The following is a 24,874-nucleotide window of genomic DNA, read 5'->3' on the forward strand; positions in this document are numbered from 1 at the left end:
CTCCCTTTAGGATTATACATCTATATTTAATTTCAAAAATAATCGTTTTAATTACTTAAACCTTTTCCAATTATAGAGATTCACGAAAAAAAAGACAAGTGCTATAAAAATGACGCGGACACTTGCAAGTGGGGATTAGATTGGGAATCGAGTTCCTGAAGGTGGGAACCTATCCGCAGGCTGTATAGTCCTTATTCAGAAATAAAAAAGCCTTCCAGGAGCAGGAAAGCCATGATTAATCAATATGTTTAATAACTCGGGCAGGATTTCCGCCAACAACAGTATTGTCAGGTACATCCTTTGCCACAACTGCATCAGAGGCAATTACGGCATTATTGATATCAGGATTGATGATAGCCCCTCCGCCGTGTGAATTACCCCTTTTGAGTTAAATTATTCCGCTTCAGCTTCATGCTTCACCAGAATCTTCTTTATTTTACGGGAAAATTCTTTTCTTGGAATAAGTACGCTGTGTCCGCACCCTTCACATTTTATACGGATATCCATTCCCATACGGATCACTTTCCAGGCATTTGCACCGCATGGATGGGACTTCTTCATTTCAACTACATCATTAAGTCCAAACTGTTTTTCTTCCATGCTCGATCCTCCTCACCTTACTCATTCATTTTTTTATTTACCTTTTCCTCTGCTTGATTGTACATAACCATGCGTGGATAAGGAATTTTAATACCCTGTTCATCCAGGAGCACTTTTATTTCTTTTCTTATGGCCCGGGCAATAAACCAGTGATTCATTGGAGTTGTTTCTGCTACTACCCGCAAAACAATTTCGTTTTGTTTCACATTTTGAATGCCTAGAAGCTTAGGCTCCTCCACTAAGTCCTCATATCGATCCTTCATTGTTACAAGAAGCTCCTGAATATATTTCTCTGCTCTTTCAATGTCTTCATCATAACTGATCCCTATATCAACAACCGCAACACTGTTGTGAATGGAAAAATTGGTCACTTCAGTGATATTCCCATTAGGAACAATCAGCAGTTCACCTGTAAAGTTTTTGATTTTCGTCGTCCTGAGGCCTATTTCTTCCACAGTTCCCTCGAACTGTCCAATTCTAATATAATCTCCGACTGAAAACTGATCTTCTAAAATGATAAAGAACCCAGTTATGATGTCTTTTACTAAGCTTTGTGCGCCAAAACCTACCGCTAGGCCCACAATTCCCGCTCCGGCTAAAAGAGCCTTTACATCGATTGAGAATACCTGAAGAATGGCCATTACAGCTACAAAAAACACCATATATCTAATGACATTATCTAATAACTTTAACAAAGTAGCTTCTCTTCGCTCTGATATTCTTAGGGGTCCATGAGCGCGTACAAAGAAAAACTTATGAACGGCTGTTCTTCCATAACGGATAATTAGTCCGGAAACTACCAAAATCCCAACTATTTTAAGCGCACCAAGGCCAAGTGCAATCCACATTTCTTCTTTAGTCATAAGTGCAATAAATCGGTTGTATATCTTTTCAGTGTAATTCATTGATGTTATCACCGCTTTCTTTTGAATCTAAAGGCAGTTACGTAATTCTAACGAGAGGTTTTTCCCTTTATTTTAATTAATGGGTCTTTCTTTTAACAGCTATATAGGAAATGTTTCTTCCTAAATAATAGGTCTTTGTGTTATATAAAGCCAGCCAATTATAGTTTATCAAAAACTAGGAGTTTTTGTATAAATAGACTTTGGGTATATAGGAAGAACGATTTATGAAGACCGTACTTGAAAATGATACTAATTTTGTAGTTTCTCCAAATCGCCACGTATAGATTCCCTTAATTTTCCGTATACTGATAATACTTTTACTGAGGAGTGGGATTATGAGCTTCAAACCAAATTTTTTTGAAAATCCTAATCGGATGGTTCGCATACTTTATGAAGAGTTTGATGTATCAAAACAAATCTCACAAGAGCTGCTTTCTTATATTTCCTTTGAACAAAATCAGCCGATCGTTGTTGTATGCATTGGTACAGATCGTTCTACCGGAGATTCACTCGGACCACTCGTAGGTACTTTGCTTGAAGAAAAGTCCACTCCTAACTTTCATATTTACGGTACCTTAGAAGATCCTATACATGCAGTAAACCTGGAGGAAAAGCTAAGGGAAATTAAATTAAAACATGTAAATCCTTTTATTATTGGAATTGATGCCTGCCTTGGAAGACTAAAAAGTGTCGGCTTCATCCAGATAGGTTCAGGTCCGATCAAACCCGGAGCGGGAGTTAATAAAGAACTGCCCGAAGTAGGAAATATGCATATTACAGGTATAGTGAATGTAAGTGGTTTTATGGAGTTTTTTGTCCTCCAAAATACTCGGCTGAGCCTTGTGTTAAAAATGGCAAAAGCTATTGCAGATGGAATATTTAAGGCAAGCCTTATGTCCCAAAGAAAAACCCCCAGCATGCCGCATTTGAATTGGACTTTTGAGCAGGAGCAGACCCCTTAATTGGTGGAATTGATCCTGTTTTTTTTATAATGAAAACACCTCGTCTTGTACGGCAAGGTGTTTAATCATAAGTATTAAATTGTTATAGGGATAAAATACAGGATGGTAACTAGAACAGCTGTAATCAAGATTCCTGGAAGCAGATTGGCTACCCTGATCTTCGTTAACCCGATTAAGTTAAGTCCAATAGCGAAGATCATAATACCGCCTGCAGATGTCATTTCCATGATAAAACTATCCATCAATTCTTTAGGAACCACTTCATTGATTTGATTGGCAAAAATGGCAATCAGCCCTTGATACAGAAGGACTGGAATAGCAGAAAAAACGACTCCAATTCCCAGTGTTGTAGCAAGCACCAGGGCAGTAAAACCATCTATAACCGCCTTTGTATAAAGGACATCGTGATCCCCGCGAATCCCGCTGTCCAATGCACCAATAATCGCCATTGCACCGATTAAAAAAATCAGTGTTGCCGTAACAAAGCCTTGAGAGATGGATTGTTCTCCGGCTGTTTTCCCTCCGATTTTACCTTCCAGCCAATCTCCCACACCATTTAGCTTCGCGTCTAGATCCCACCATTCTCCAAGTACTCCTCCAAACACCAGGCTCAATATAACAATTAGAAACTCTTTGCTTTTAAAGCCCATTTGAAGTCCCAATACAATGACAGCTAAACCAATGCCAAACATGACCGTTTCTTTTATTTTTTCAGGAATCCTATGAAATATTTTTCCGAGCAAGGTTCCAACAATTATACAGGCTGCATTCACCAGGGTTCCCATTAATACCATTACAATCACCTTTTACAAGTTTTTAGTTGAATCATATAAAATAAAGGGCAGACCCAGGCTTAACTCTGAATCACACCCTTAACGGTACATTATCGTGAGGAATTTACTGTAATTAAACCTCAAGATGAAAGATTTGAGTGATCTAGTAATTCTAATATTCGCTCCAAATCATCACTTGAAAAAAATTCAATTTCAATTTTCCCTTTTTTCTTTGACTGTTTAATCGTAACCGTAGTGCCAAATCTCTCACGAAGTGAATTTTCCCGCTCCTGAAGGAACAAATCTTTTTTCTGCGGTTTTGGCTTTTGTGTTTCACGTGGAACATTTTGATTTAAATTGTTTATTAATGCTTCCAGCTGGCGGACATTGAGTCCCTCTTTTGTTACTCTTTCCACTACATGCGGCAATTGAGTTTTCTTTTTTAAGCTTAACAGTGCACGGCCATGTCCCATCGAGATCTTTCCTTCAGAAATTAAATCCTGGATTTCGGAAGGAAGGGAAAGTAAACGAATATGATTTGCGATATATGGTCTGCTTTTTCCCAGCCGTTTAGCCAGCTCTTCCTGGGTAAGACTGAGTTTCTCCATCAACGCCTGGTAAGCAGCTCCCTCTTCCAGCGGATTCAGGTCCTCACGCTGCAAATTTTCTAAGAGAGCAAGCTCCATCATTTGCTGTTCATTTAATTCCCGGACTACTACAGGGACGATTTGCAGCCCTGCTTCTTTAGCGGCCCTGAATCGTCTTTCACCAGCAACAATTTCATACCCTTTTATACTTTTTCTTACAATCAGCGGCTGAAGAATTCCATGCTGTTGAATAGATTGTTTAAGCTCTTGAATGGCTTCCGTTTGAAATACTTTTCTTGGCTGATAAGGATTCGGCCTTAAATCCTTAATTTTTACTTCCTGGACGGTATCTTCCTTGCCTGCCTCAAGGTTTTGAAATAAAGCATTAATCCCTTTTCCCAGCCCTTTAGCCATGTGACACCACTTCCTTTGCCAAGTCTAAATATACTTCAGCTCCCCTGGATTTCGGATCATAAATAATAATAGGTTCCCCGTGGCTTGGTGCTTCACTTAACCTGATGTTTCTAGGAATGATGGTTTTGTATACCTTGTCCTGAAAGTACTTTTTAACTTCTTCTATTACCTGTATACCCAGATTTGTACGCGCATCGAGCATCGTTAGCAGTACGCCTTCTATTTTTAAATCCTGGTTAAGATGCTTTTGGACCAATCTTACTGTATTAAGCAGCTGACTTAAGCCTTCGAGTGCATAATATTCACATTGAACCGGTATCAGAACAGCATCTGAAGCTGTTAAACTATTAATGGTTAAAAGTCCAAGTGAAGGCGGGCAATCAATAATGATATAATCAAATCTGCTCTTTACCTGTTCTAGCGCTCTTTTTAACCGGACTTCTCTCGAAATAGTAGGAACAAGCTCGATTTCAGCCCCTGCAAGCTGAATGGTTGCAGGAATCGTATATAAGTTTTCCACCTTGGTCCCTTTTATAACATCATTAACATCAACATCATCTACTAATACATCATAGATACATTGATCCACATCTGCTTTTTCAATTCCGATCCCGCTTGTTGCATTCCCCTGAGGATCTATATCAACTAATAATACTTTTTTACCTATGTATGCCAAACAAGCTCCAAGATTTACTGAAGTAGTCGTTTTTCCTACTCCGCCTTTTTGATTGGCGATGGCGATAATTTTTCCCATGGTGTCACCTGCCTTTACCTCTTACTCTCTTACTATTTATATGTTTAAAAATACTAATTTTTTTCTCACTTATCTATTTTATCATGAATATGCAATTATTAAATTGATTTCTCTTAAACACTTTTATTCATTTTTTAAAGATTATGAGCTCGTAAAAGCGTTCTCAAGAGTTGAAATAGCAAGGGTGTTGATGCGGATCCAGCTTAGTGCTGTTTTCGGACCCATTAAAAAAAGGACTGACTTTTAAGCCAGCCCACATGATGGATCAGTAGATTTACTTTACAAGATTATATGAATTAAGATGATTATAATAGCCTGTTACTTCTTCTTAGGAATCTTAATGGTAAATTGATAGTATTCTTCAAACTCTTCTTCTGAAGAATCTAAATTTATCCCATTGTCCGTTACCATTGACAGAGATTGTCTGATGGTATTGACAGCAATCCTCATATCTTTGCTAAAAGCTTTTCTCTTTGGTTTAGGCTTGGATTCTGGCGGAGTAAGAATTTTAATAATTCTTTCTTCGGTCTGTTTAACATTTAGATTTTTCTCAATGATTTCCGCTAGCAGTTCAACCTGCTTTGCCGGATCTTTTAAAGGAATTAGAGAACGGGCATGGCGCTCTGTTATTTGTTTACTTAAGACCGCATCTTGGACTGCCTGGGGAAGCTTTAACAATCTCAGCTTATTTGCAACCGTCGATTGTCCTATCCCTAGCCTTTGAGCCAGCGCTTCCTGTGTTAATTCATGCAGTTCCAGCAATCTCGCATATGCTAAAGCCTCCTCAATAGGAGACAGTTCTTCTCTTTGCAAATTCTCAATTAAGGCAACAGAGGCCGTTTCTTTATCATTAAAATCCTTGACTATTACTGGAACATTCTCCCATTCAAGTTTAAGCATTGCTCTATATCGGCGTTCACCAGCTATTATTTCATACTTGTCTTCCTGATATTTGCGAACGACAATCGGCTGTATAATTCCATGCGTACGGATTGTCTGTGCCAGCTCAGAAATTTTGCTATCGTCAAAAATAGTTCTAGGCTGGTAACGGTTCGGAATTATATCAGAAATAGGAATGTTTTGTATTTCCTCTCGAGCTGTCTTTTCGGCTTCTTCATGCAGCTCTTGTTGTTCCGCTTGTTCGGCTTGTTCCGCTTTTTCCCCTAATCCAAAAAAACGTGAAAAAGGATGCTTCATTTCCATACACCACCTTTAAGAAACTCCCACACTACATATTCTTCTTTTAAACGACAGGTTCCTGCTTTTATTATCGGCAAATTATTAAAACAGATTAGAGCTCCCAGTTAAACCTTAACTGTCATAACTCGGTAGTCATGTCAGTTAAGGTCTGTTAAATGAATACAAAGCAATGCAGCATTCAGAGTGAATTATTCTATAGGCAGCTTATTTGGCGTTCCAGGCTTTCTTGGATATTTTTTTGGAGTCGGCTTCAATTTGCTGACAATAATAATATTTCTCTCGCTCTCCTCAATAGGGAGTGAAAATGGATGCATACTATCCACTTTTCCGCCTAAAACTTTCACAGCCTTTTCGCCAGTTTCTGTCTCATCCTGTCCATTTGCACCTTTCATGGCCACAAAGAATCCTCCTACTTTAACAAGAGGCATGCATAATTCGCTTAATACTGACATTCTGGCAACAGCGCGCGCTGTTACAACATCATATTTTTCACGATGGACAGGATTCTGGCCGAAGGTTTCAGCTCTGTCATGATAAAAGGAGACATTCTGAAGCTTTAAAGAAACTGCTAAGTGATTTAGAAAAGAAATCCTTTTATTTAATGAATCAACAATGGATACATGAAGCTCTGGAAAACAGATTTTAAGAGGAATGCTGGGGAATCCTGCACCCGCTCCAACATCACAGATCTTGAATGGTTTATTAAAATCAAAGTAAAAGGCAGCTGAAACAGAATCATAGAAATGCTTCAGATATACTTCTTCCTTATCTGTGATAGCTGTCAAATTCATCTTATTGTTCCATTCAACCAGTAAATGAAAATAAGTCTCAAATTGATCAAGCTGCTGCCCGGAAAGGCTGATACCTTTCTCGGACAGCATGATTTGAAATTGTTCTGTATTCATGTTAGCAACCTCTTTATTCCCGCTTTTCTCAGTGGAAGATGCGGTTTATTGGCTAATGCGTGCAATTTTCCCTTGTTCTAAATATACCAGAAGAATAGATGTATCGGCAGGATTTACTCCAGAAATACGGGAAGCCTGGGCAACTGAAAGCGGGCGTACTTCTTTCAGCTTTTGCCTTGCTTCGGTCGCAAGTCCAGAGATTGCATCATAATCAATGTTTTCCGGAATTTTTTTATTTTCCATCTTTTTAAGTTTTTCAACTTGCTGCAAGGATTTTTCTATATAGCCTTCATACTTTATCTGTATTTCTACTTGCTCAGATACATCGGAAGCTATTTCGAAATCTGCCGGGACCAGCTGCTGAATATGTTCGTAACCCATCTCTGGTCGCTTTAACAGATCGGAAGCCCTGATGCCATCCTTCAGCTCGCTTCCACCTTTGCTGACAATAAGTTCTTGGACTTCAGCTGTCGGCTTTATGAAGATAGATTTCAATCTTTCTAATTCACTTTCGATTGCAGCCTTTTTCTCAAGAAACTTAGAATATCTTTCTTCTTTGATCATGCCTATTTCGTAACCTTTTTCTGTTAATCGAAGGTCTGCATTATCGTGTCTTAGCAGCAGTCGGTATTCGGCTCTTGATGTAAGCAGGCGGTATGGCTCATTCGTACCCTTCGTAACCAGGTCATCGATCAACACGCCAATATAAGCATCCGATCTGCTTAAAATTAATTCTTCTTTATTCAGTGCTTTAAGACCGGCATTAATTCCTGCCATCAGACCTTGTCCGGCAGCCTCTTCATAACCAGAAGTACCATTGATTTGTCCCGCTGTATACAAATTCGGAACCTTTTTCGTCTCTAATGTCGGCCATAATTGTGTAGGCACAACTGAATCATATTCAATCGCATAACCTGCACGCATCATCTGAACATTTTCCAAACCGGGAATGGAAGCAAGTACCTGTTTTTGTACATCCTCAGGAAGACTTGTAGATAAACCCTGCACATACACCTCGTGTGTATTTCTGCCTTCCGGCTCAAGGAAAATCTGATGGCGCGGCTTATCATGGAAACGAACAACCTTATCTTCAATCGAAGGGCAATACCTAGGACCTGTTCCTTTTATCATCCCGGAATACATCGGAGAACGATGCAAGTTATCATCAATGATTTGGTGCGTGATTTCACTTGTATAAGTAAGCCAACATGGAAGCTGGTCTGTGATAAATTTGGTTGTCTCATAGGAAAATGCCCGCGGAACATCATCGCCAGGCTGTATTTCCGTCTTGCTGTAATCAATCGTTTCACTGTGCACTCTTGGGGGCGTTCCTGTTTTGAAGCGGACTAAGTCGAAGCCAAGCTCTTCCAAGTGTTCCGAAAGCTTGATGGAAGGCTGCTGGTTATTCGGTCCGCTGGAGTATTTTAATTCTCCTAGTATAATTTCTCCGCGGAGGAATGTACCTGTAGTAATTACGACCGTTTTTGAATAGTAAGCAGCTCCAGTTTGTGTAATAACTCCCTTACACATTCCATCTTCAATTATTAAACGTTCAACCAGACCTTGAACAAGATCTAGATTTTCTTCATTTTCAATTGTTTTTTTCATTTCCTGCTGATACAGAAACTTATCAGCCTGTGCTCTTAATGCTCTAACAGCAGGACCTTTACCTGTGTTCAGCATTCTCATTTGGATATGGGTTTTATCGATATTTTTACCCATTTCTCCACCAAGAGCATCTATCTCTCTCACTACTATACCCTTAGCTGGTCCACCAACAGATGGATTACATGGCATAAAGGCAACCATATCTAGATTTATAGTAAGCATTAGAGTTTTCGCTCCAATACGTGCAGCCGAAAGACCCGCTTCCACGCCAGCATGGCCGGCTCCAACTACTATAACATCGTACGTACCTGCATCGTAAGGCATTACCTTACCTCCTTCTGAACGCTATTAAATAAAAAGCTTCTCATAAGCTTTAATGTCTGAATATAAGCAGCTGTTCCTAAACACAGTTCCGAAAATGTTCGTAATGTGTCAATTACTTCTCAGCTTTCGGAATTTATACAGCTTTCACTTTGCTCCTGAATCTTTTCCTTAAAAGGACCTTACTTTCAAAAGGAAAAGGCGGCGTTGCTGCCGCTTTTATTATCGTTGTTCCTTGATGATTATTGGTTCATCATAGTTCATATTAAAAATTCCGTTTGGAAGGCACCGTTCTGCGCTTTTCTTGCTGTCTAGCTCCAAGCTGCCACCTTCGAGTCATAAGCCAATCGGTCCATGAGAAGAAAATTCACTTCTCATAGCCCGCTCGTCTTATGCTTGTCAGGTGGCTCCTCCGCTCTGCTTCGGACCGCTTTCCGCTTTTCTTATTTCCCCAGGCAGAATTGGGAGAATAGTTGGTCGATGAGGCTTTCATGTACGCTGTCGCCTATGATTTCCCCTAGTAGTTCCCAGGTTCTTGTAAAGTCTATCTGTACTAAGTCTATAGGTGTGCCTGCTTCGATTGCTTCCATTGCATCTGTGATGGCAGTTAATGCCTGGCTGATTAAGGCGATATGGCGTGAGTTTGATACGTATGTCATATCACCGGCCTCTAAAGAACCTGCAAAGAATAAGGAGGAAATGGCTTCTTCCAGCTCGTCAACTCCCTGATCTTCTAATAGAGAAGTTGTGACGATTGAGCGGTTTTTAGCCAGGTCTTTTACTTTATCTATATCTATTTTCGATGGCAAGTCCATTTTGTTAATAATAACGATAACATCCATGCCTTCCGTGATTTGAAATAATTGTTCATCTTCAACTGTAAGTTCATCCGAATTATTTAATACTAATAGAATTAAATCGGCATCTTTCAAGACGGCCCTTGACCGTTCAACTCCAATTCTTTCTACAATATCTTCCGTTTCTCTGATTCCGGCTGTATCGAGTAGCCTTAGAGGAACACCTCTGACATTTACATACTCTTCTATTACATCGCGGGTTGTACCGGGAATATCGGTAACAATCGCCTTATTTTCATGTACCAGGCTGTTGAGGAGCGAAGATTTACCGACATTTGGACGTCCAATAATTACTGTCGAGAGCCCCTCCCGCAGTATTTTCCCTTGTTCCGAAGTCCGTAACAGACGTTCTAATTCACTTTTCACATGTGCAGCCCGTTGCATAAAAATTCCATGTGTCATTTCTTCCACATCATCATACTCAGGATAATCTATGTTTACCTCAACATGTGCGAGGGTTTCCAAAATCTCTTGTCTTAATTCTCTGATCAACTTGGATAGTCTGCCTTCCATCTGTCCAAGTGCAACGTTCATTGCCCGATCTGTTTTAGCTCGAATAAGATCCATTACTGCTTCAGCTTGTGACAAATCAATCCGGCCATTCAGGAAAGCTCTTTTTGTAAACTCCCCTGGTTCCGCAAGCCTTGCCCCATTTGCAAGCACGAGCTGTAAAACTCGGTTAACAGAAACCAATCCGCCGTGGCAGTTAATTTCTACAACGTCTTCTCTCGTAAAGGTCTTTGGGCCTCTCATAACAGTTACCATTACTTCCTCTACAACCTTTTGAGTTTTAGGGTCTATTAAATTCCCGTAATGGATTGTATGAGAATTGACTTCAGACAACAGTTTGCCGCCAGGTCCTCTATACACTCTATCAGCAATAGCCAGCGCCTCGTCACCGCTTAGCCGAACAATGGCAATTGCCCCTTCACCCATTGGAGTCGAAATCGCTGTTATTGTATCAAATTCCATGTCTTCATCTCTCTTATGAAAAATTTTAGAACAATATACTATATTATAAAAAAAACTGCCTAGTTTCAAATTTGTTATCCACAATCCAAAAAACTATATAAGTCCTTCTATTTTAACTTATCCACATGTGAATAACAATAATAGCAAATCAGCAAATTATTTTTTGGCTTTTTTTTATTGAAAATTAAATTTTCCTCCTTTTAGAAGATCTGCACTCTGCCAGAAAGGAACACAAAAAAGCTGACCCTGGCACATTCCAGGATCAGCTTGTTTTGTTTTATTTTTTTAAAGGAGCTATAACTATATGCCTATAAGGCTCAGCCCCATTAGAATAAGTTTTAATATTTTTAAAATTTATCAACGCTGAATGTATGATCTTTCGTTCGTAAGAAGGCATAGGTTCAAGCGCTACTTCTCTTCCAGATCTAACAGCCTTATCAGCCATTTTTTTCGCAAGATTCATTAACGTTTCATTTCTGCGGGTCCGGTACTCTTCCGCATCCAGAATGACGGTAAGATACTGCCTCGAGCAGCTGTTGGCAACAAGCTGGGCAAGATATTGCATCGAATTAAGAGTCTGCCCGCGCTTGCCGATTAAAAGAGCGATTTTATCGCCGGATAAAAGATACGTAACATTTTTTCCAGACCGTTTTACTTCAATGTCGACTTCGACACCTATTTCTCTGCTTACATTTCTGATATATTGTTCGGTTTCTTCAATTGGATCAGGAGGCAGGGTTACTTTCACTAATGCATCCTTATTTCCAAAAATTCCAAGAAATCCTTTTTTACCTTGTTCAATGATTTCAATTTGGACACGGTCCCGGGTTGTACTTAATTGAGCTAAAGCTGACTCTACTGCTGCATCGACCGTATGTCCGGTAGCAGTTACTTGTTTCACTTTTTGGCTCCTCCCGTTGTTTTAGCTGGTGTTTTTCTTAATTCGGGTCCTTTAATGAAATACGTTTGGACAATCATAAACAAGTTTCCTACTACCCAGTATAAAGAAAGTGCGGCAGGGAAGTTAATCGCAAAAACAACAATCATGATAGGCATGATCCAAAGCATCATAGCCATTTGCGGGTTCTGCTGGGCAGTGCCTGCCATTGACATTTTTTGCTGAATAAATGTCGTGATACCTGCTACGATCGGCAGAATATAATATGGATCATGTTCGCCAAGATCAAACCAGAGGAAATTATGATTAGCTATTTCTCTAGTCCGGCTTATTGCATGGTAAAAACCTATGAGTATCGGCATTTGGACGATTAACGGGAAGCATCCAGCCAGAGGGTTGACTCCGTGCTTCTGGAAAATGGCCATCGTTTCCTGCTGAAGCTTTTGCTGTGTTGCAGCATCTTTTGAACTGTATTTTTTTCTAAGCTCCTGCATTTCCGGCTGCAATGCCTGCATAGCTTTTGAGCTTCTGATCTGTTTAATCATCAGCGGGAGAATAGCTAATCGAAGGATCAACGTTACGATAATAATGGAAATACCATAACTGCCTCCTACGCCCTCCGCTACTTTTATAATGAATAATGATAAAGGGTAAACAATGTATTCGTTCCAGAAACCAGAACTTTCTGCTGTTATAGGTTTGTTAACTTCCGTACAGCCTGCCAATAGCAGCATCATTGAAATCAAACCTATAGCCAGTATGATTCTTTTTTTCAACCGACTTTTCCTCCTAACTGCTTATCAATCCGTTTTAAGGCTTAATCTATATCAAGGCAGAAGCCAAAAAAACTGCCAAATGTAACTTCTTTAATATAATAAAATTCTTAAATTAACGCTAATGGTTCCATCCCATATGTATCAATCTGTATTGTACCATCTTTTTATGGGCAATGCTTCTAAAATTTAGCCGGTTCATCAAGCCCCGGCTGCAGCTTGTTTGATACGCATCTTACTACTTATTAAGACGTTCGTTTTTCACTTTAGGATTTATGGATCTGCCTCGTCTCAATGCGTGGATCAAACTGCTTTTCACCTCGAAAAAGTCCAGATCAGCAGCAGGCTTCCGGGCAATGATTACATAATCCCTGCCTGGAGTAATATCTTGAATGAGTTCAAGAAAAGCCTGCCTGATATATCGCTTGATCTGATTACGGACTACTGCATTCCCTATCTTCTTACTAATCGACAAACCGATGCGAAAGTAATCCTGGTCGCTTTTTTCAAGAATGTATATGACAAATTGCCGGTTCGCAACGGATTCTCCTTTTTGAAAGACCGTTTGAAACTCTTCGTTTTTTTTAATTCTTAACTTTTTTTTCATCTTTACACCTTCATTGAACTAAATTAACCAGATTACCATCCGCCTGGATCACAGGCTGCCATCCAATTTTCCTGGCAGCTGCTTAAGATAATCTTTTTTAGAATTGCTTCATTTCCTTAAAAACTATCTATATTAGAAAAAAAGACCACTGATCATTTCAGTGGCCTATGCAGATAATACTTTTCTGCCTTTACGACGACGAGCAGCTAAAACTTTACGTCCGTTTTTTGAGCTCATGCGAGCGCGGAAACCGTGAACTTTGCTGTGTTTACGTTTATTTGGTTGGTAAGTTCTTTTCATATATGACACCTCCCTGAGGAATAACAGTTACAGTCAGTCTTTCTAATTATAGTGATGACCATGGAATTTTGTCAACCTTTCAATAAAAAAAAGATTAGCTAGAGTTTTATCTCTTTATAAGATCCTCTGCAAATCATCTACCACTGATATTATACACCCTCTATCAAAAAAGCAATGTGGATAAACTTTCGACAATTTTCTACCTATCCACAGCTGATATCGACAAGTTTTTCACAACTTAGGCGCCTGTGGAAAAACTTTTTACACAACGATGGGGGATTGTGGATAAACTTAAAAACCCATTGCATCCTTCCCTTTTATTTGATATTATATTTGTGTTTTCACTCTGGATAACTTTATCCACAAAAAAGTTTATCCACAGAGTGTGTATAACTTGTGGATAGTTTATTCAGGGATTGTGTATTTATTTGTCCACAAGAGGTGGATATTGTCGAATAGTCTTACTCTTTCCTTATTATATGTTTTTCCACATTCATAGAATTGCATAAACATAAAACCCCATGCTGTAATCAGATATTTCAGTTGTACAATAGTTATACAGTATTGGCGGTTTATTGTTATTGGAAAATTTTTTATATATTTTTCATACTATTCTACTTCGATCTCAATCTAATAAAAAATGCAGATCCTCGTTAGGAGGGATAATTTTTGGAGAATATTGCTGCTTTATGGAATAAAGCGCTCGGTAAGATTGAAACAAAAATCAGCAAGCCCAGTTTTGAGACCTGGCTTAAGTCTACCAAGGCTCACAATTTGCAGGGAGATACACTTACCGTGGTAGCACCAAATGATTTTGCACGTGATTGGCTTGAAGAAAGATATTCTCATCTAATCTCTGGAGTATTGCTCGAACTTACAGGGGAAGAGCTCGAAGTTAAGTTTATGATCCCCCAGAATCAGGGAGAAGAGGACTACGATATTCCTCAGCCAGCAAAAAAAATAAAGAAGGCTGACGCTGAGACCATTGAGTTTCCGCTTAATATGCTGAATCCCAAATATACGTTTGATACATTCGTAATTGGTTCAGGAAACCGCTTTGCTCATGCTGCATCTCTGGCGGTGGCTGAAGCACCTGCTAAAGCCTACAATCCTTTATTTATATATGGGGGAGTAGGACTTGGAAAAACCCATTTAATGCATGCGATCGGACATTATGTGCTTGAGCACAATCCAGCAGCTAAAGTGCTTTACTTATCTTCTGAAAAATTTACGAATGAGTTTATTAATTCAATACGTGACAATAAAGCTGTCGATTTCCGCAATAAATATCGAAGTGTGGATGTACTGCTAATTGATGATATTCAATTTCTTGCTGGAAAAGAACAAACCCAGGAAGAGTTTTTCCATACATTTAACACCCTTCATGAAGAAAGCAAGCAAATTATTATATCCAGTGATAGACCTCCTAAGGAAATTCCAACTTTAGAGGACAGGCTTAGATCACGCTTTGAATGGGGATTGATTACGGACATTACACCTCCTGATCTAGAGACACGTATTGCAATTTTGCGGAAAAAAGCAAAAGCAGAGGGTCTTGATATCCCGAATGAAGTGATGCTTTATATTGCAAACCAGATTGATACGAACATTAGAGAGCTGGAAGGAGCTTTAATTAGAGTCGTTGCTTATTCCTCGCTTATCAATAAAGATATCAATGCAGATCTCGCAGCTGAAGCATTAAAGGATATTATTCCAAGCTCGAAGCCGAAAATGATTACCATAATAGATATCCAAAAGGCTGTGGGCGAACATTTCCAAGTAAAGCTAGAGGATTTCAAAGCTAAAAAAAGGACCAAGTCCGTCGCATTTCCAAGACAAATTGCTATGTATCTTTCCAGGGAACTCACAGATTTCTCTTTGCCAAAAATAGGTGAAGAATTTGGAGGGCGGGATCATACAACTGTGATTCATGCTCATGAGAAGATCTCAAAAATGATTCAAAGCGATATACAATTCCAAAGACAGCTGCAAGAAATAAACGACCGGTTAAAAATGTAAATCGATTCTATCTGAATAATGTTAATAACTCGACATAAGTTACACACAGTCTGTCCACATGTGGATAGACTGTTTTTCCTTATAGATTTTCCACTTATCCACATATCTACAGGCCCTATTACTATTACTACTAATTTTTTATATTAAAAATAATTATAAACGTATTCATTTGGAGGCTATTAAAAATGAGATTTATCATTCAGCGTGACCGTTTAATCCAAAGTGTCCAGGATGTTATGAAAGCTGTTACTTCCAGAACAACAATCCCTATTCTTACAGGGATAAAAATTACAGCCACAGAAGAAGGGGTCACTTTTACAGGCAGTGACTCAGATATTTCTATCGAATCCTTTATTCCTGCAGAAGAAGGCGGAGATGAAATCGTAGAGATCAAAGAGACTGGAAGCATTGTGCTGCAAGCTCGTTTCTTCAGTGAAATCGTTAAAAAACTTCCACTTGGAACCGTGGAAATGCAAGTTACAAACTCATTCCAAACAATTATCCGCTCAGGAAAAGCAGAATTTAACCTAAATGGACTTGATGCAGATGAATATCCTCATCTGCCGCAGATTGAAGAAGAAAAAACTCTGAAGCTGCCTGCGGATTTGCTAAAAACACTTATTAGACAAACGGTATTCGCTGTGTCCACCTCAGAAACACGACCTATCTTGACAGGTGTAAACTGGAAGATAGAAAATGGCCAAATCATCTGTATTGCAACAGACAGCCACCGGCTTGCAATGAGAAGTGCTCCTATAGAAGGAGAAGAGCAGAGTTCATACAGTGTAGTAATTCCTGGAAAAAGCTTAAATGAGTTAAGCAAAATCCTGGATGATACAACCGATTTAATTGATATAGTCATTACTGAGAACCAAGTTTTGTTTAAAGCCAAACATCTATTATTCTTTTCCAGATTGCTTGAAGGAAACTATCCTGATACATCCCGATTAATTCCGACTGAAAGCAAAACAGATGTTGTAGTCCATACAAAAGATTTTCTGCAGGCTATTGACCGCGCATCACTTCTTGCAAGGGAAGGAAGAAATAATGTGGTGAAACTTTCTACGATGGATGGAGGCTTCTTGGAGATTTCATCGAATACTCCTGAAATAGGGAAAGTAATTGAGGAAGTTCAAACAGAAACTATTGACGGTGAGGAATTAAAAATTTCGTTTAGCGCAAAATATATGATGGATGCATTAAAAACGCTGGAAGGCACAGAAATAAGAGTTAAATTCACTGGAGCGATGAGACCCTTTGTCATTCATTCGCTCAATGATGAAACTATTACTCAGCTGATTTTACCGGTAAGAACCTACTAAGCTGCACTAAAGGATTTTATATACAAAAACCTTGTCACCTTTACCTGGCAAGGTTTTTCCTATAATAAAATACGAAAAGGATAAGTCCTTTTTGTATTAATGAGAAAAATTTAGTAAAATTAAATATTGGATATCTAACTCTTAATATAAGTAAGTGCAGTCATGAAAATTACTCCGGCGATTAAAATCTTGCTAAGAAAGAGTGAGGAACGATGAAACAAATTTCGATCGATACAGAATATATTACCCTTGGCCAATTTTTAAAGCTGGCAGATATAATCCAAAGCGGCGGTATGGCCAAGTGGTTTCTAAGCGAACATGAAGTATTCATCAACAATGAGCCCGATACAAGAAGAGGCAGAAAGCTAAGAGACGGTGACCAGGTAGATATACCGGGGCAAGGGAAATACTTGATAAAGAGGTAATCTAAAAACCATTTATGCATATTGAAAAATTACATCTAACCAATTATCGGAACTATGCTGATCTGGATGTCTCCTTTGAAAACAAGGTTAATCTCATTTTAGGTGAAAATGCACAGGGCAAAACAAATGTGATGGAGTCTATATTTGTACTTGCAATGGCTAAATCACACCGCACCTCTAATGATAAAGATCTCATTCGCTGGGACGAAGAATATGCTAAAATAGACGGAAGGGTAAAAAAAAGAAACTCTTCCATTCCGTTGGAGCTCATTATTTCCAAAAAAGGAAAGAAAGCCCGGGCAAACCATATAGAACAACAAAAACTTAGCCAGTATGTCGGCAATATGAACGTCGTCATGTTTGCCCCTGAAGATCTGCACTTAGTCAAGGGCAGCCCGCAGGTCAGAAGGCGTTTTATTGATATGGAGATTGGCCAGGTTTCTCCTGTATACCTCCATGATATGAGTCAGTACCAAAAGATTCTTCAGCAACGTAATCATTATTTAAAACTCCTACAAATCAAGAAAACGTCCGATACGGCCATGCTCGATGTGTTGACAGAACAGCTCATCGAGTATGCCGTAAAAATAGTCGGGAAAAGGTTTCATTACCTTTCGCTGCTGCAGGAATGGGCAGAACCGATCCATTCAGGCATATCGCGCGGCCTGGAAACCTTGAAAATTGAATATATAAGTTCAGTGAATGTATCAGAATCTATGGAATTGTCGAAAATGAAGAGTGAATTCGAAGAAAAATTTGATAAAATAAATCATAGAGAAAAAGAAAGAGGAGTCACCCTGATCGGACCGCATCGTGATGATTTAGTTTTTCACGTAAATGGCAGGGATGTACAAACCTTTGGATCTCAAGGGCAGCAAAGAACAACAGCCCTGTCTTTAAAATTGGCAGAAATTGAGCTGATCCACTCCGAAATTGGGGAATATCCCATTTTATTGTTAGATGATGTATTGTCTGAACTGGATGACTATCGCCAGTCCCATCTTCTAAATACCATTCAGGGCAAAGTCCAAACATTTGTTACGACAACCAGTGTCGAAGGGATTGACCATCAAACCCTTAAAGAAGCCTCTGCATATTACGTTAAACAGGGGAATTTGGACCGGGTTGAATGAGGTGATTTAATGTATCTTCATATAGGCGAAGACATTTTAGTTAAAACAAATGATATAATTGTTATTCTAGACAGACAGGTCTTTAAGAATTCCGATATTTTTATGGAATTTATGGAAAAAAGAAAAAACACAGCAGTTTATCTTGCAAAAGGTGAGGTTAAATCAATAGTTGTAACGGAATCTAACATTTATTTATCACCTTTATCATCTTCCATTTTGAAAAAAAGATCTTAATATCATTCATTCATATTGTCCCCATAAAAATAAACGGGTAGCTCCGTATTAAAATATAGACTAAAGAAATTTAGCCATAGAAAAGTGTAGGTGATCGGGTTGGCTATGGAACATGAAGAAATACAAGAACAATCCTATGACGAAAACCAGATACAGGTCTTAGAAGGACTGGAAGCAGTACGTAAACGCCCGGGGATGTATATTGGCTCCACTGCGGCAAAGGGTCTTCACCATCTTGTCTGGGAGATAGTAGATAATAGTATCGATGAAGCTCTTGCGGGCTATTGTGATGAAATAAATATCATTATTGAAGAAGACAACAGTATCACGGTTAAAGATAACGGACGCGGTATACCAGTCGGAATCCATGAAAAAATGGGGCGGCCTGCTGTCGAAGTTATCATGACTGTACTGCATGCCGGAGGTAAATTCGGCGGCGGCGGATATAAGGTATCCGGCGGTCTTCATGGTGTAGGTGCATCTGTTGTAAATGCTCTATCCACTGAGCTTGAAGTATTCGTTCACCGAGATGGCAATATCTATTATCAGAAATTCCAAAGAGGTGCTATTGGCGAAGATTTAAAGGTCATTGGTGAAACGGATCATACAGGTACCACGATCCATTTCACTCCAGATCCTCAGATTTTTACTGAGACACTGGAATATGAATATGAGACTCTTGCTACACGGTTAAGGGAACTTGCTTTCTTAAACCGCGGAATCCGTATTACGCTAATGGATAAAAGAGCTGAAAACCGTAAAAATGAATATTATTATGAGGGCGGAATAAAAGCCTATGTAGAGCACTTGAATAGAACGAAGGAAGTTCTGCATGAAGAACCTATTTTCATGGAAGGTGAAAGAGACGGCATTTCCATCGAGGTAGCCCTTCAGTATAATGACAGCTATTCAAGCAATATATATTCTTTTGCAAATAATATTCACACGTATGAAGGCGGGACACACGAGTCCGGCTTTAAGACGGGATTAACAAGAATTATAAATGATTATGCCCGTAAAAACGGACTAATCAAAGAGGCTGATACCAATCTTTCAGGTGAAGATGTACGTGAAGGCTTGACGGCTATTATTTCCATCAAGCATCCGGATCCCCAATTTGAAGGGCAAACAAAAACGAAACTTGGAAACTCTGAAGCAAGAACGGTAACGGATTCTGTGCTTTCTGAGAGACTGGATTCATTTATGCTTGAAAATCCTTCAGTCGCCAGAAAAATTGTGGAAAAAGGCTTAATGGCAGCAAGAGCAAGAATGGCTGCTAAAAAAGCAAGGGAATTAACAAGAAGAAAAAGCGCATTGGAAATTTCTGCTTTGCCTGGTAAATTAGCTGACTGTTCCTCAAAAGATCCAGCGATCAGCGAAATTTATATCGTTGAGGGAGATTCTGCCGGCGGATCTGCCAAGCAGGGCCGTGACCGGCACTTCCAGGCTATCCTGCCTCTGCGCGGTAAAATTATTAACGTAGAGAAAGCAAGGCTTGACAAGATCCTGTCCAATAACGAGGTACGTGCTATTATAACGGCTCTTGGAACAGGGATTGGCGGAGACTTTGATATATCAAAAGCACGCTATCATAAAATTGTCATTATGACGGATGCCGATGTGGATGGCGCGCATATCAGAACTTTATTATTAACCTTTTTCTACCGATATATGAGAAATATCATAGAGAGCGGGTACATTTATATTGCCCAGCCTCCATTATATAAAATCCAGCAGGGCAAAAGAGTAGAATATGCCTATAACGACAGGCAGCTTGATGCTATCCTGGCAGAAATGCCGAGCGTTCCAAAGCCTGGAATTCAGCGCTATAAAGGTTTGGGTGAAATGAACCCTGGGCAGCTTTGGGAAACGACGATGGATCCAGAGACACGGACTTTGCTGCAGGTTAATCTTGAAGATGCTATAGAAGCTGATGAAACGTTTGATATATTAATGGGCGATAAAGTAGAGCCTCGCCGTAACTTTATAGAAGAAAATGCATTATATGTGAAAAATTTAGATATCTAAGGCAGCATCCAGAAAGATATCCTTAGGATCATCTTAAGCAGGGTAGATTTGTTCTATCCTGTCTTTTACATATTGCTTCCGAAAATTATACGTCCTAAAAGGAGGTTTGCTCCATGTCTGAGTCTGAAAGATCGAATGTGAGAGAAATAAATATAAGCCAGGAAATGCGGACTTCCTTCCTCGATTACGCGATGAGCGTAATTGTGGCCCGTGCGCTTCCTGATGTGCGAGATGGCCTGAAGCCTGTACACCGCCGTATTTTATATGCGATGAATGATTTAGGAATGACGTCTGATAAAGCTTACAAAAAATCAGCACGTATTGTTGGGGAAGTAATCGGGAAATATCATCCTCACGGAGATTCTGCCGTTTACGAAACCATGGTCCGTATGGCACAGGATTTTAACTACCGCTACATGCTTGTTGACGGCCACGGAAACTTCGGTTCGGTGGATGGCGATGCAGCAGCAGCCATGCGTTACACAGAAGCAAGAATGTCTAAGATTTCAATGGAATTAATCCGCGATCTTAATAAAGATACAATTGACTATAAAGAGAACTACGACGGTTCCGAAAAAGAACCTGTTGTATTACCAGCCCGTTTTCCGAACCTATTAGTTAACGGTTCATCAGGTATTGCCGTAGGGATGGCTACAAACATTCCTCCGCACCAATTAGGTGAAGTCATTGATGGAGTATTGGCAGTGAGCCATAATCCAGATATCACCATTCAAGAACTAATGGAATATGTTCATGGACCTGATTTCCCAACGGCAGGACTTATACTCGGAAGAAGCGGCATTCGCAAGGCTTATGAAACTGGAAGAGGCTCCATTACTCTCCGTGCAAAAGTGGAAATTGAACAAAAAGCAAACGGGAAAGAAGTTATTCTTGTTCATGAACTTCCATATCAGGTGAATAAAGCGAAATTAATTGAAAAGATTGCCGAGCTTGTACGTGATAAGAAGATAGACGGGATTACAGACCTAAGAGATGAATCAGACCGTAATGGTATGAGGGTTGTAATCGAGGTCCGAAGAGATGCAAATGCAAATGTGCTTCTGAATAATTTATATAAGCAGACTGCCCTTCAAACAAGTTTCGGAATCAATCTGCTGGCCCTTGCAGAAGGACAGCCGAAGGTTCTGAATCTAAAGCAATGTTTAGTACACTACCTAAACCATCAAAAGGTAGTTATTACACGCAGAACTGAATTTGAATTAAGAAAAGCTGAAGCGAGAGCACATATTCTCGAAGGGCTCCGAATTGCCTTAGACCACCTGGATGAAGTGATTAACTTAATCCGAAGCTCCCAAACCACGGAAGCGGCAAAAAATGGTCTTATGGAACGTTTTTCTCTTTCTGAAAAGCAGGCACAGGCTATTCTTGATATGAGGCTGCAGCGTTTAACAGGTTTGGAGCGGGAAAAAATTGAAGAAGAATATCAGGAGCTTGTACGCTTGATTGCGGAATTAAGAGCTATCCTTGCTGATGAGGAAAAAGTACTCGAAATTATCCGCGAAGAGCTTCTTGAAATCAAAGATCGTTTCAACGATGTGAGAAGAACTGAAATTCTGACTGCAGGTTTTGAAAATATTGAAGATGAAGATCTAATCCCGCAGGAGAATATCGTTATTACCTTAACTCATAATGGATATATTAAACGACTTCCAATTAACACCTATCGCAGCCAGCGCCGGGGCGGTAAAGGGATTCAGGGCATGGGTACCAATGAAAATGACTTTGTCGAACATCTTCTTACTACATCAACCCATGACACCATTCTATTTTTCACTAATAAAGGAAAAGTCTACCGCGCCAAAGGATATGAAATTCCTGAATATGGCCGTACGGCAAAAGGCCTTCCAATCATTAATCTGTTAGGGATTGAAAAAGGTGAATGGATTAATGCCATCATTCCTGTACAGGAATTTGGAGAGGAATCTTTCTTATTCTTTACTACAAAGCATGGTATTTCAAAAAGGTCCCCATTATCTGCTTTTGCACATATTAGAAATAATGGGCTTATCGCATTAGGACTTCGTGAAAATGATGAACTAATTTCTGTAAAACTGACAGATGGAACAAAACATATCATCATTGGCACGAGCAAAGGAATGCTGATCCGCTTCCCAGAGACAGATGTTCGATCTATGGGCCGAGGTGCAACAGGGGTAAAGGGGATCAACCTTGATGAAGATGATGAAGTAATTGGCATGGAATTGCTTGAAGAAGATAATATGGTTCTTACAGTCACGAAGTATGGCTATGGAAAACGAACAGCTGAACATGAATATAGAGTTCAAAGCCGAGGCGGCAAAGGGATTAAAACTTGCAACGTAACCGATCGTAATGGTCCTGTTATTGCGGTTAAACCAGTCACTGGCGAAGAAGATTTAATGCTTATTACAGCCGGAGGCATTCTGATCAGAATGTCCATAGACAGTATTTCTCAGACAGGCCGTATAACACAAGGCGTTAAGCTGATACGACTGGAAAATACAGAAGAACAGTTTGTATCTACAGTTGCGATCGTTGAAAGAGAAGAAGAAAGAGATGAAGATGATCAAAATGAAGAAGGTTCTGAAACAGTGATGCCGAATGATGACTCTTCAGCAACTAATGAAGAGGGTTCAGAAGCAGCACCAGCGGATGATGAATCTCTTTCGGAAGAAGTTTCAGACGAAGATTCAGAATAAAAGTAAGGGAGAGAGCGGGATAACCGTTCTCTTTTTTTTAATGAAAAGGAAATATATTCTAGTGTTTATAGAACTTATCCTTTACTATAAAGGTAAAAACTCGGCGGATAAGCTGGTATTCGGGGTGAACAGCGTTGCGTGTTAAGGTCAATGAAATACAAGCAGGATGCATACTAGCAAAAGAAATAACTGGCCGGACCGGCCGGGCCATTATAAGAAACAAAACAGTGATCACGGCAAACCATTTAGAAATATTAAAGGCCTTTTTAATTAAAGAAGCTAGTGTTGAAAAAACGATGATTGATGGCAGACTTTTTGACCCTAAGGAAAGAATTGAGAACGAAGACGAGGATAATAAAGAAGAGTCATCTTTCACACAGCATTATTTAAAAGCGGTTCAAAATTACAAGCTATTATTTAAAAACTGGCAGGCTGGATCAAATTTAGACGTTGCCAAGGTAAGAGAAATATTTCTTCCGTTGCTCGAAAGAATGCTGAATACGAAATTCGAAATTTTTTACCTGCATCATTATTCTACAAAGGAAGATTACATATATCATCATGCCATCGCAACAGGGTTGATCTGCGGCTATATAGCAAAAGCTCTGCGTTATGATGATGGGGAGATTATGCAGATTGCACTTGCAGGGTGTTTAAGTGACTGTGGAATGGCCAAAATCCCAGCCTCTATTATAGATAAAAAATCCAGCCTGTCATCCTCAGAATTTGAAGAGATAAAGAAGCATCCAGCCTATGGTTTGAAAATGGTGCAGCATAATACTTTCTTAAGAGACGGAGTAAAGTTTGCTATCGCTCAGCATCATGAGAGACTAGATGGCAGCGGATATCCCATCCGCAACAAAGAACAAAAGCTTCATCCATTTTCAAAAATAGTCGCTGTAGCAGATGTATTTCACGCCATGACTTCTGAAAGAGTATATAGAAAGAAAGAATCTCCTTTTAAAGTGCTTGAGATGATTAAACAAGATTATTTCGGTAAATTCGACCTGGCAGTCCTGCAAACCTTGCTTGATGGAATTTCAACCTATCTAAGCGGAAATCAAGTTAAACTTTCAAATGGTACAATAGCAAGGGTTTTATTTATTGAACAAAAGTCTCCGACCCGTCCGCTGGTTCAACTCGCAGATTCAGCTGAAATTGTTAATCTAGAACAAAAGCGGGAATGGTACATAGAAGAAGTATTGAAATAATTCTTATGGAGCTGCTCTATCCTATAACCAGGATAGAGCTTTTATTTTGTTTAGCCTTCAATGGAATAATAGAATTTTACGAATAACATTCCGATACTTGATTTAAAATTAAAACCTGTATATAATAATTAAAGTCGGCAGCAGCGATAGTAGCTGAATATGCTATTATAAAAAGTTGTTGACACTTTAATGAATATATGATATTATTATTTAGGTCGTCATCACGACCAACTTGCTCTTTGAAAACTGAACGAAACAAGACGCCAAGCGTATTTTCTTTCGAGAAAATACAAAAACAAGTTTTAAACTTTTAAGAGCTATATCAAACATTCTTCGGAGAGTTTGATCCTGGCTCAGGACGAACGCT

At 39.4% G+C, this 24,874-nt stretch carries 22 protein-coding genes and 1 pseudogene; 9 read left to right on the plus strand and 14 right to left on the minus strand.

Annotation, left to right across the window (positions count from 1 at the left end; all coding sequences use genetic code 11):
• Nucleotides 1–235 precede the first annotated feature (235 nt).
• The 3 genes and pseudogenes from JOC77_RS21860 to JOC77_RS14460 form a co-directional block, all read right to left on the minus strand.
• Nucleotides 236–367 (minus strand): annotated as a pseudogene (locus tag JOC77_RS21860) (acetyltransferase); the annotation flags it as partial.
• Between the two features lie 26 nt (nucleotides 368–393).
• Nucleotides 394–600 (minus strand): DUF951 domain-containing protein, encoded by a 207-nt coding sequence (locus JOC77_RS14455; protein ID WP_204544374.1) that lies wholly within the window; start codon nucleotides 598–600, stop codon nucleotides 394–396.
• A gap of 17 nt (nucleotides 601–617) precedes the next feature.
• A complete protein-coding gene (locus JOC77_RS14460) occupies nucleotides 618–1,505 on the minus strand; it encodes a mechanosensitive ion channel family protein (RefSeq protein ID WP_204544375.1) in 888 nt (295 codons plus the stop codon).
• Nucleotides 1,506–1,840: 335 nt separating this feature from the next.
• Between JOC77_RS14460 and yyaC the strand changes: the two genes are divergently transcribed.
• Nucleotides 1,841–2,467, plus strand: coding sequence for a spore protease YyaC (gene yyaC / locus JOC77_RS14465; protein WP_204544376.1), 627 nt, complete (start codon nucleotides 1,841–1,843; stop codon nucleotides 2,465–2,467).
• Between the two features lie 74 nt (nucleotides 2,468–2,541).
• On the opposite strand, the gene JOC77_RS14470 is transcribed toward yyaC, so the two are convergent.
• The 11 genes from JOC77_RS14470 to rpmH form a co-directional block, all read right to left on the minus strand.
• Nucleotides 2,542–3,261, minus strand: coding sequence for a DUF554 domain-containing protein (locus JOC77_RS14470; protein WP_204544377.1), 720 nt, complete (start codon nucleotides 3,259–3,261; stop codon nucleotides 2,542–2,544).
• Between the two features lie 119 nt (nucleotides 3,262–3,380).
• On the minus strand, nucleotides 3,381–4,241 hold the full coding sequence (locus tag JOC77_RS14475) for a ParB/RepB/Spo0J family partition protein (protein ID WP_204544379.1): 861 nt from the start codon (nucleotides 4,239–4,241) through the stop codon (nucleotides 3,381–3,383).
• Nucleotides 4,234–4,995 carry a ParA family protein gene (locus JOC77_RS14480; protein ID WP_204544381.1) on the minus strand — a complete coding sequence of 254 codons (762 nt, stop codon included), beginning with the start codon at nucleotides 4,993–4,995 and terminating at the stop codon, nucleotides 4,234–4,236. Before JOC77_RS14480 ends, JOC77_RS14475 begins: the two co-directional genes overlap by 8 nt.
• A gap of 318 nt (nucleotides 4,996–5,313) precedes the next feature.
• Nucleotides 5,314–6,192: a nucleoid occlusion protein gene (noc, locus tag JOC77_RS14485; RefSeq protein WP_204544383.1), complete on the minus strand. Its 879-nt coding sequence runs from the start codon at nucleotides 6,190–6,192 to the stop codon at nucleotides 5,314–5,316.
• 191 nt (nucleotides 6,193–6,383) lie between these two features.
• On the minus strand, nucleotides 6,384–7,100 hold the full coding sequence (rsmG, locus tag JOC77_RS14490; protein ID WP_204544385.1) for a 16S rRNA (guanine(527)-N(7))-methyltransferase RsmG: 717 nt from the start codon (nucleotides 7,098–7,100) through the stop codon (nucleotides 6,384–6,386).
• A 45-nt stretch (nucleotides 7,101–7,145) separates the two neighbouring features.
• Nucleotides 7,146–9,032 carry a tRNA uridine-5-carboxymethylaminomethyl(34) synthesis enzyme MnmG gene (gene mnmG / locus JOC77_RS14495; protein WP_204544387.1) on the minus strand — a complete coding sequence of 629 codons (1,887 nt, stop codon included), beginning with the start codon at nucleotides 9,030–9,032 and terminating at the stop codon, nucleotides 7,146–7,148.
• A 440-nt stretch (nucleotides 9,033–9,472) separates the two neighbouring features.
• Nucleotides 9,473–10,858 (minus strand): tRNA uridine-5-carboxymethylaminomethyl(34) synthesis GTPase MnmE, encoded by a 1,386-nt coding sequence (gene mnmE, locus JOC77_RS14500; RefSeq protein WP_204544389.1) that lies wholly within the window; start codon nucleotides 10,856–10,858, stop codon nucleotides 9,473–9,475.
• Between the two features lie 277 nt (nucleotides 10,859–11,135).
• Nucleotides 11,136–11,759, minus strand: a complete 624-nt coding sequence (gene jag, locus JOC77_RS14505) for an RNA-binding cell elongation regulator Jag/EloR (RefSeq protein WP_204544391.1) — start codon at nucleotides 11,757–11,759, stop codon at nucleotides 11,136–11,138.
• Nucleotides 11,756–12,532, minus strand: a complete 777-nt coding sequence (gene spoIIIJ, locus JOC77_RS14510) for a YidC family membrane integrase SpoIIIJ (protein WP_204544393.1) — start codon at nucleotides 12,530–12,532, stop codon at nucleotides 11,756–11,758. Before spoIIIJ ends, jag begins: the two co-directional genes overlap by 4 nt.
• Before the next feature lie 235 nt (nucleotides 12,533–12,767).
• The gene (rnpA, locus tag JOC77_RS14515) at nucleotides 12,768–13,136 is read right to left on the minus strand and encodes a ribonuclease P protein component (RefSeq protein ID WP_204544395.1); all 369 of its coding nucleotides are present in this window, start codon (nucleotides 13,134–13,136) and stop codon (nucleotides 12,768–12,770) included.
• A gap of 165 nt (nucleotides 13,137–13,301) precedes the next feature.
• A complete protein-coding gene (gene rpmH, locus JOC77_RS14520; protein ID WP_082883743.1) occupies nucleotides 13,302–13,436 on the minus strand; it encodes a 50S ribosomal protein L34 in 135 nt (44 codons plus the stop codon).
• 669 nt (nucleotides 13,437–14,105) lie between these two features.
• On the opposite strand from rpmH, the gene dnaA reads away from it, so the two are divergent.
• The 8 genes from dnaA to JOC77_RS14560 all read left to right on the plus strand — a co-directional run bounded on the left by dnaA (nucleotide 14,106) and on the right by JOC77_RS14560 (nucleotide 24,507).
• Nucleotides 14,106–15,455 (plus strand): chromosomal replication initiator protein DnaA, encoded by a 1,350-nt coding sequence (gene dnaA / locus JOC77_RS14525; protein ID WP_204544397.1) that lies wholly within the window; start codon nucleotides 14,106–14,108, stop codon nucleotides 15,453–15,455.
• 185 nt (nucleotides 15,456–15,640) lie between these two features.
• Nucleotides 15,641–16,777 carry a DNA polymerase III subunit beta gene (gene dnaN / locus JOC77_RS14530; protein ID WP_204544398.1) on the plus strand — a complete coding sequence of 379 codons (1,137 nt, stop codon included), beginning with the start codon at nucleotides 15,641–15,643 and terminating at the stop codon, nucleotides 16,775–16,777.
• A gap of 212 nt (nucleotides 16,778–16,989) precedes the next feature.
• Complete coding sequence (yaaA, locus tag JOC77_RS14535) at nucleotides 16,990–17,202, plus strand: S4 domain-containing protein YaaA (RefSeq protein WP_204544399.1); 213 nt, start codon at nucleotides 16,990–16,992, stop codon at nucleotides 17,200–17,202.
• Between the two features lie 14 nt (nucleotides 17,203–17,216).
• Nucleotides 17,217–18,335, plus strand: coding sequence for a DNA replication/repair protein RecF (gene recF, locus JOC77_RS14540; RefSeq protein WP_204544400.1), 1,119 nt, complete (start codon nucleotides 17,217–17,219; stop codon nucleotides 18,333–18,335).
• Nucleotides 18,336–18,344: 9 nt separating this feature from the next.
• Nucleotides 18,345–18,569 (plus strand): extracellular matrix regulator RemB, encoded by a 225-nt coding sequence (remB, locus tag JOC77_RS14545; RefSeq protein ID WP_204544401.1) that lies wholly within the window; start codon nucleotides 18,345–18,347, stop codon nucleotides 18,567–18,569.
• A gap of 105 nt (nucleotides 18,570–18,674) precedes the next feature.
• Nucleotides 18,675–20,597, plus strand: coding sequence for a DNA topoisomerase (ATP-hydrolyzing) subunit B (gyrB, locus tag JOC77_RS14550; RefSeq protein WP_204544402.1), 1,923 nt, complete (start codon nucleotides 18,675–18,677; stop codon nucleotides 20,595–20,597).
• Between the two features lie 113 nt (nucleotides 20,598–20,710).
• Nucleotides 20,711–23,296 carry a DNA gyrase subunit A gene (gene gyrA, locus JOC77_RS14555; protein ID WP_204544404.1) on the plus strand — a complete coding sequence of 862 codons (2,586 nt, stop codon included), beginning with the start codon at nucleotides 20,711–20,713 and terminating at the stop codon, nucleotides 23,294–23,296.
• 134 nt (nucleotides 23,297–23,430) lie between these two features.
• Nucleotides 23,431–24,507 (plus strand): HD-GYP domain-containing protein, encoded by a 1,077-nt coding sequence (locus tag JOC77_RS14560; protein ID WP_204544406.1) that lies wholly within the window; start codon nucleotides 23,431–23,433, stop codon nucleotides 24,505–24,507.
• Nucleotides 24,508–24,874 lie beyond the last annotated feature (367 nt).

Origin of the sequence: Peribacillus deserti, from assembly GCF_016909175.1 — a bacterium.
GTDB lineage: Bacteria > Bacillota > Bacilli > Bacillales > DSM-1321 > Paraperibacillus > Paraperibacillus deserti.

What these genes read in the sequence shown, in the direction of transcription:
- JOC77_RS14455 (WP_204544374.1), bottom strand. Translation starts at nt 600, where the DNA reads ATGGAAGAAAAACAGTTTGGACTTAATGATGTAGTTGAAATGAAGAAG.
- JOC77_RS14460 (WP_204544375.1), bottom strand. Translation starts at nt 1,505, where the DNA reads ATGAATTACACTGAAAAGATATACAACCGATTTATTGCACTTATGACT.
- yyaC (WP_204544376.1), top strand. Translation starts at nt 1,841, where the DNA reads ATGAGCTTCAAACCAAATTTTTTTGAAAATCCTAATCGGATGGTTCGC.
- JOC77_RS14470 (WP_204544377.1), bottom strand. Translation starts at nt 3,261, where the DNA reads ATGGTATTAATGGGAACCCTGGTGAATGCAGCCTGTATAATTGTTGGA.
- JOC77_RS14475 (WP_204544379.1), bottom strand. Translation starts at nt 4,241, where the DNA reads ATGGCTAAAGGGCTGGGAAAAGGGATTAATGCTTTATTTCAAAACCTT.
- JOC77_RS14480 (WP_204544381.1), bottom strand. Translation starts at nt 4,995, where the DNA reads ATGGGAAAAATTATCGCCATCGCCAATCAAAAAGGCGGAGTAGGAAAA.
- noc (WP_204544383.1), bottom strand. Translation starts at nt 6,192, where the DNA reads ATGAAGCATCCTTTTTCACGTTTTTTTGGATTAGGGGAAAAAGCGGAA.
- rsmG (WP_204544385.1), bottom strand. Translation starts at nt 7,100, where the DNA reads ATGAATACAGAACAATTTCAAATCATGCTGTCCGAGAAAGGTATCAGC.
- mnmG (WP_204544387.1), bottom strand. Translation starts at nt 9,032, where the DNA reads ATGCCTTACGATGCAGGTACGTACGATGTTATAGTAGTTGGAGCCGGC.
- mnmE (WP_204544389.1), bottom strand. Translation starts at nt 10,858, where the DNA reads ATGGAATTTGATACAATAACAGCGATTTCGACTCCAATGGGTGAAGGG.
- rnpA (WP_204544395.1), bottom strand. Translation starts at nt 13,136, where the DNA reads ATGAAAAAAAAGTTAAGAATTAAAAAAAACGAAGAGTTTCAAACGGTC.
- rpmH (WP_082883743.1), bottom strand. Translation starts at nt 13,436, where the DNA reads ATGAAAAGAACTTACCAACCAAATAAACGTAAACACAGCAAAGTTCAC.
- dnaN (WP_204544398.1), top strand. Translation starts at nt 15,641, where the DNA reads ATGAGATTTATCATTCAGCGTGACCGTTTAATCCAAAGTGTCCAGGAT.
- yaaA (WP_204544399.1), top strand. Translation starts at nt 16,990, where the DNA reads ATGAAACAAATTTCGATCGATACAGAATATATTACCCTTGGCCAATTT.
- recF (WP_204544400.1), top strand. Translation starts at nt 17,217, where the DNA reads ATGCATATTGAAAAATTACATCTAACCAATTATCGGAACTATGCTGAT.
- remB (WP_204544401.1), top strand. Translation starts at nt 18,345, where the DNA reads ATGTATCTTCATATAGGCGAAGACATTTTAGTTAAAACAAATGATATA.
- gyrB (WP_204544402.1), top strand. Translation starts at nt 18,675, where the DNA reads ATGGAACATGAAGAAATACAAGAACAATCCTATGACGAAAACCAGATA.
- gyrA (WP_204544404.1), top strand. Translation starts at nt 20,711, where the DNA reads ATGTCTGAGTCTGAAAGATCGAATGTGAGAGAAATAAATATAAGCCAG.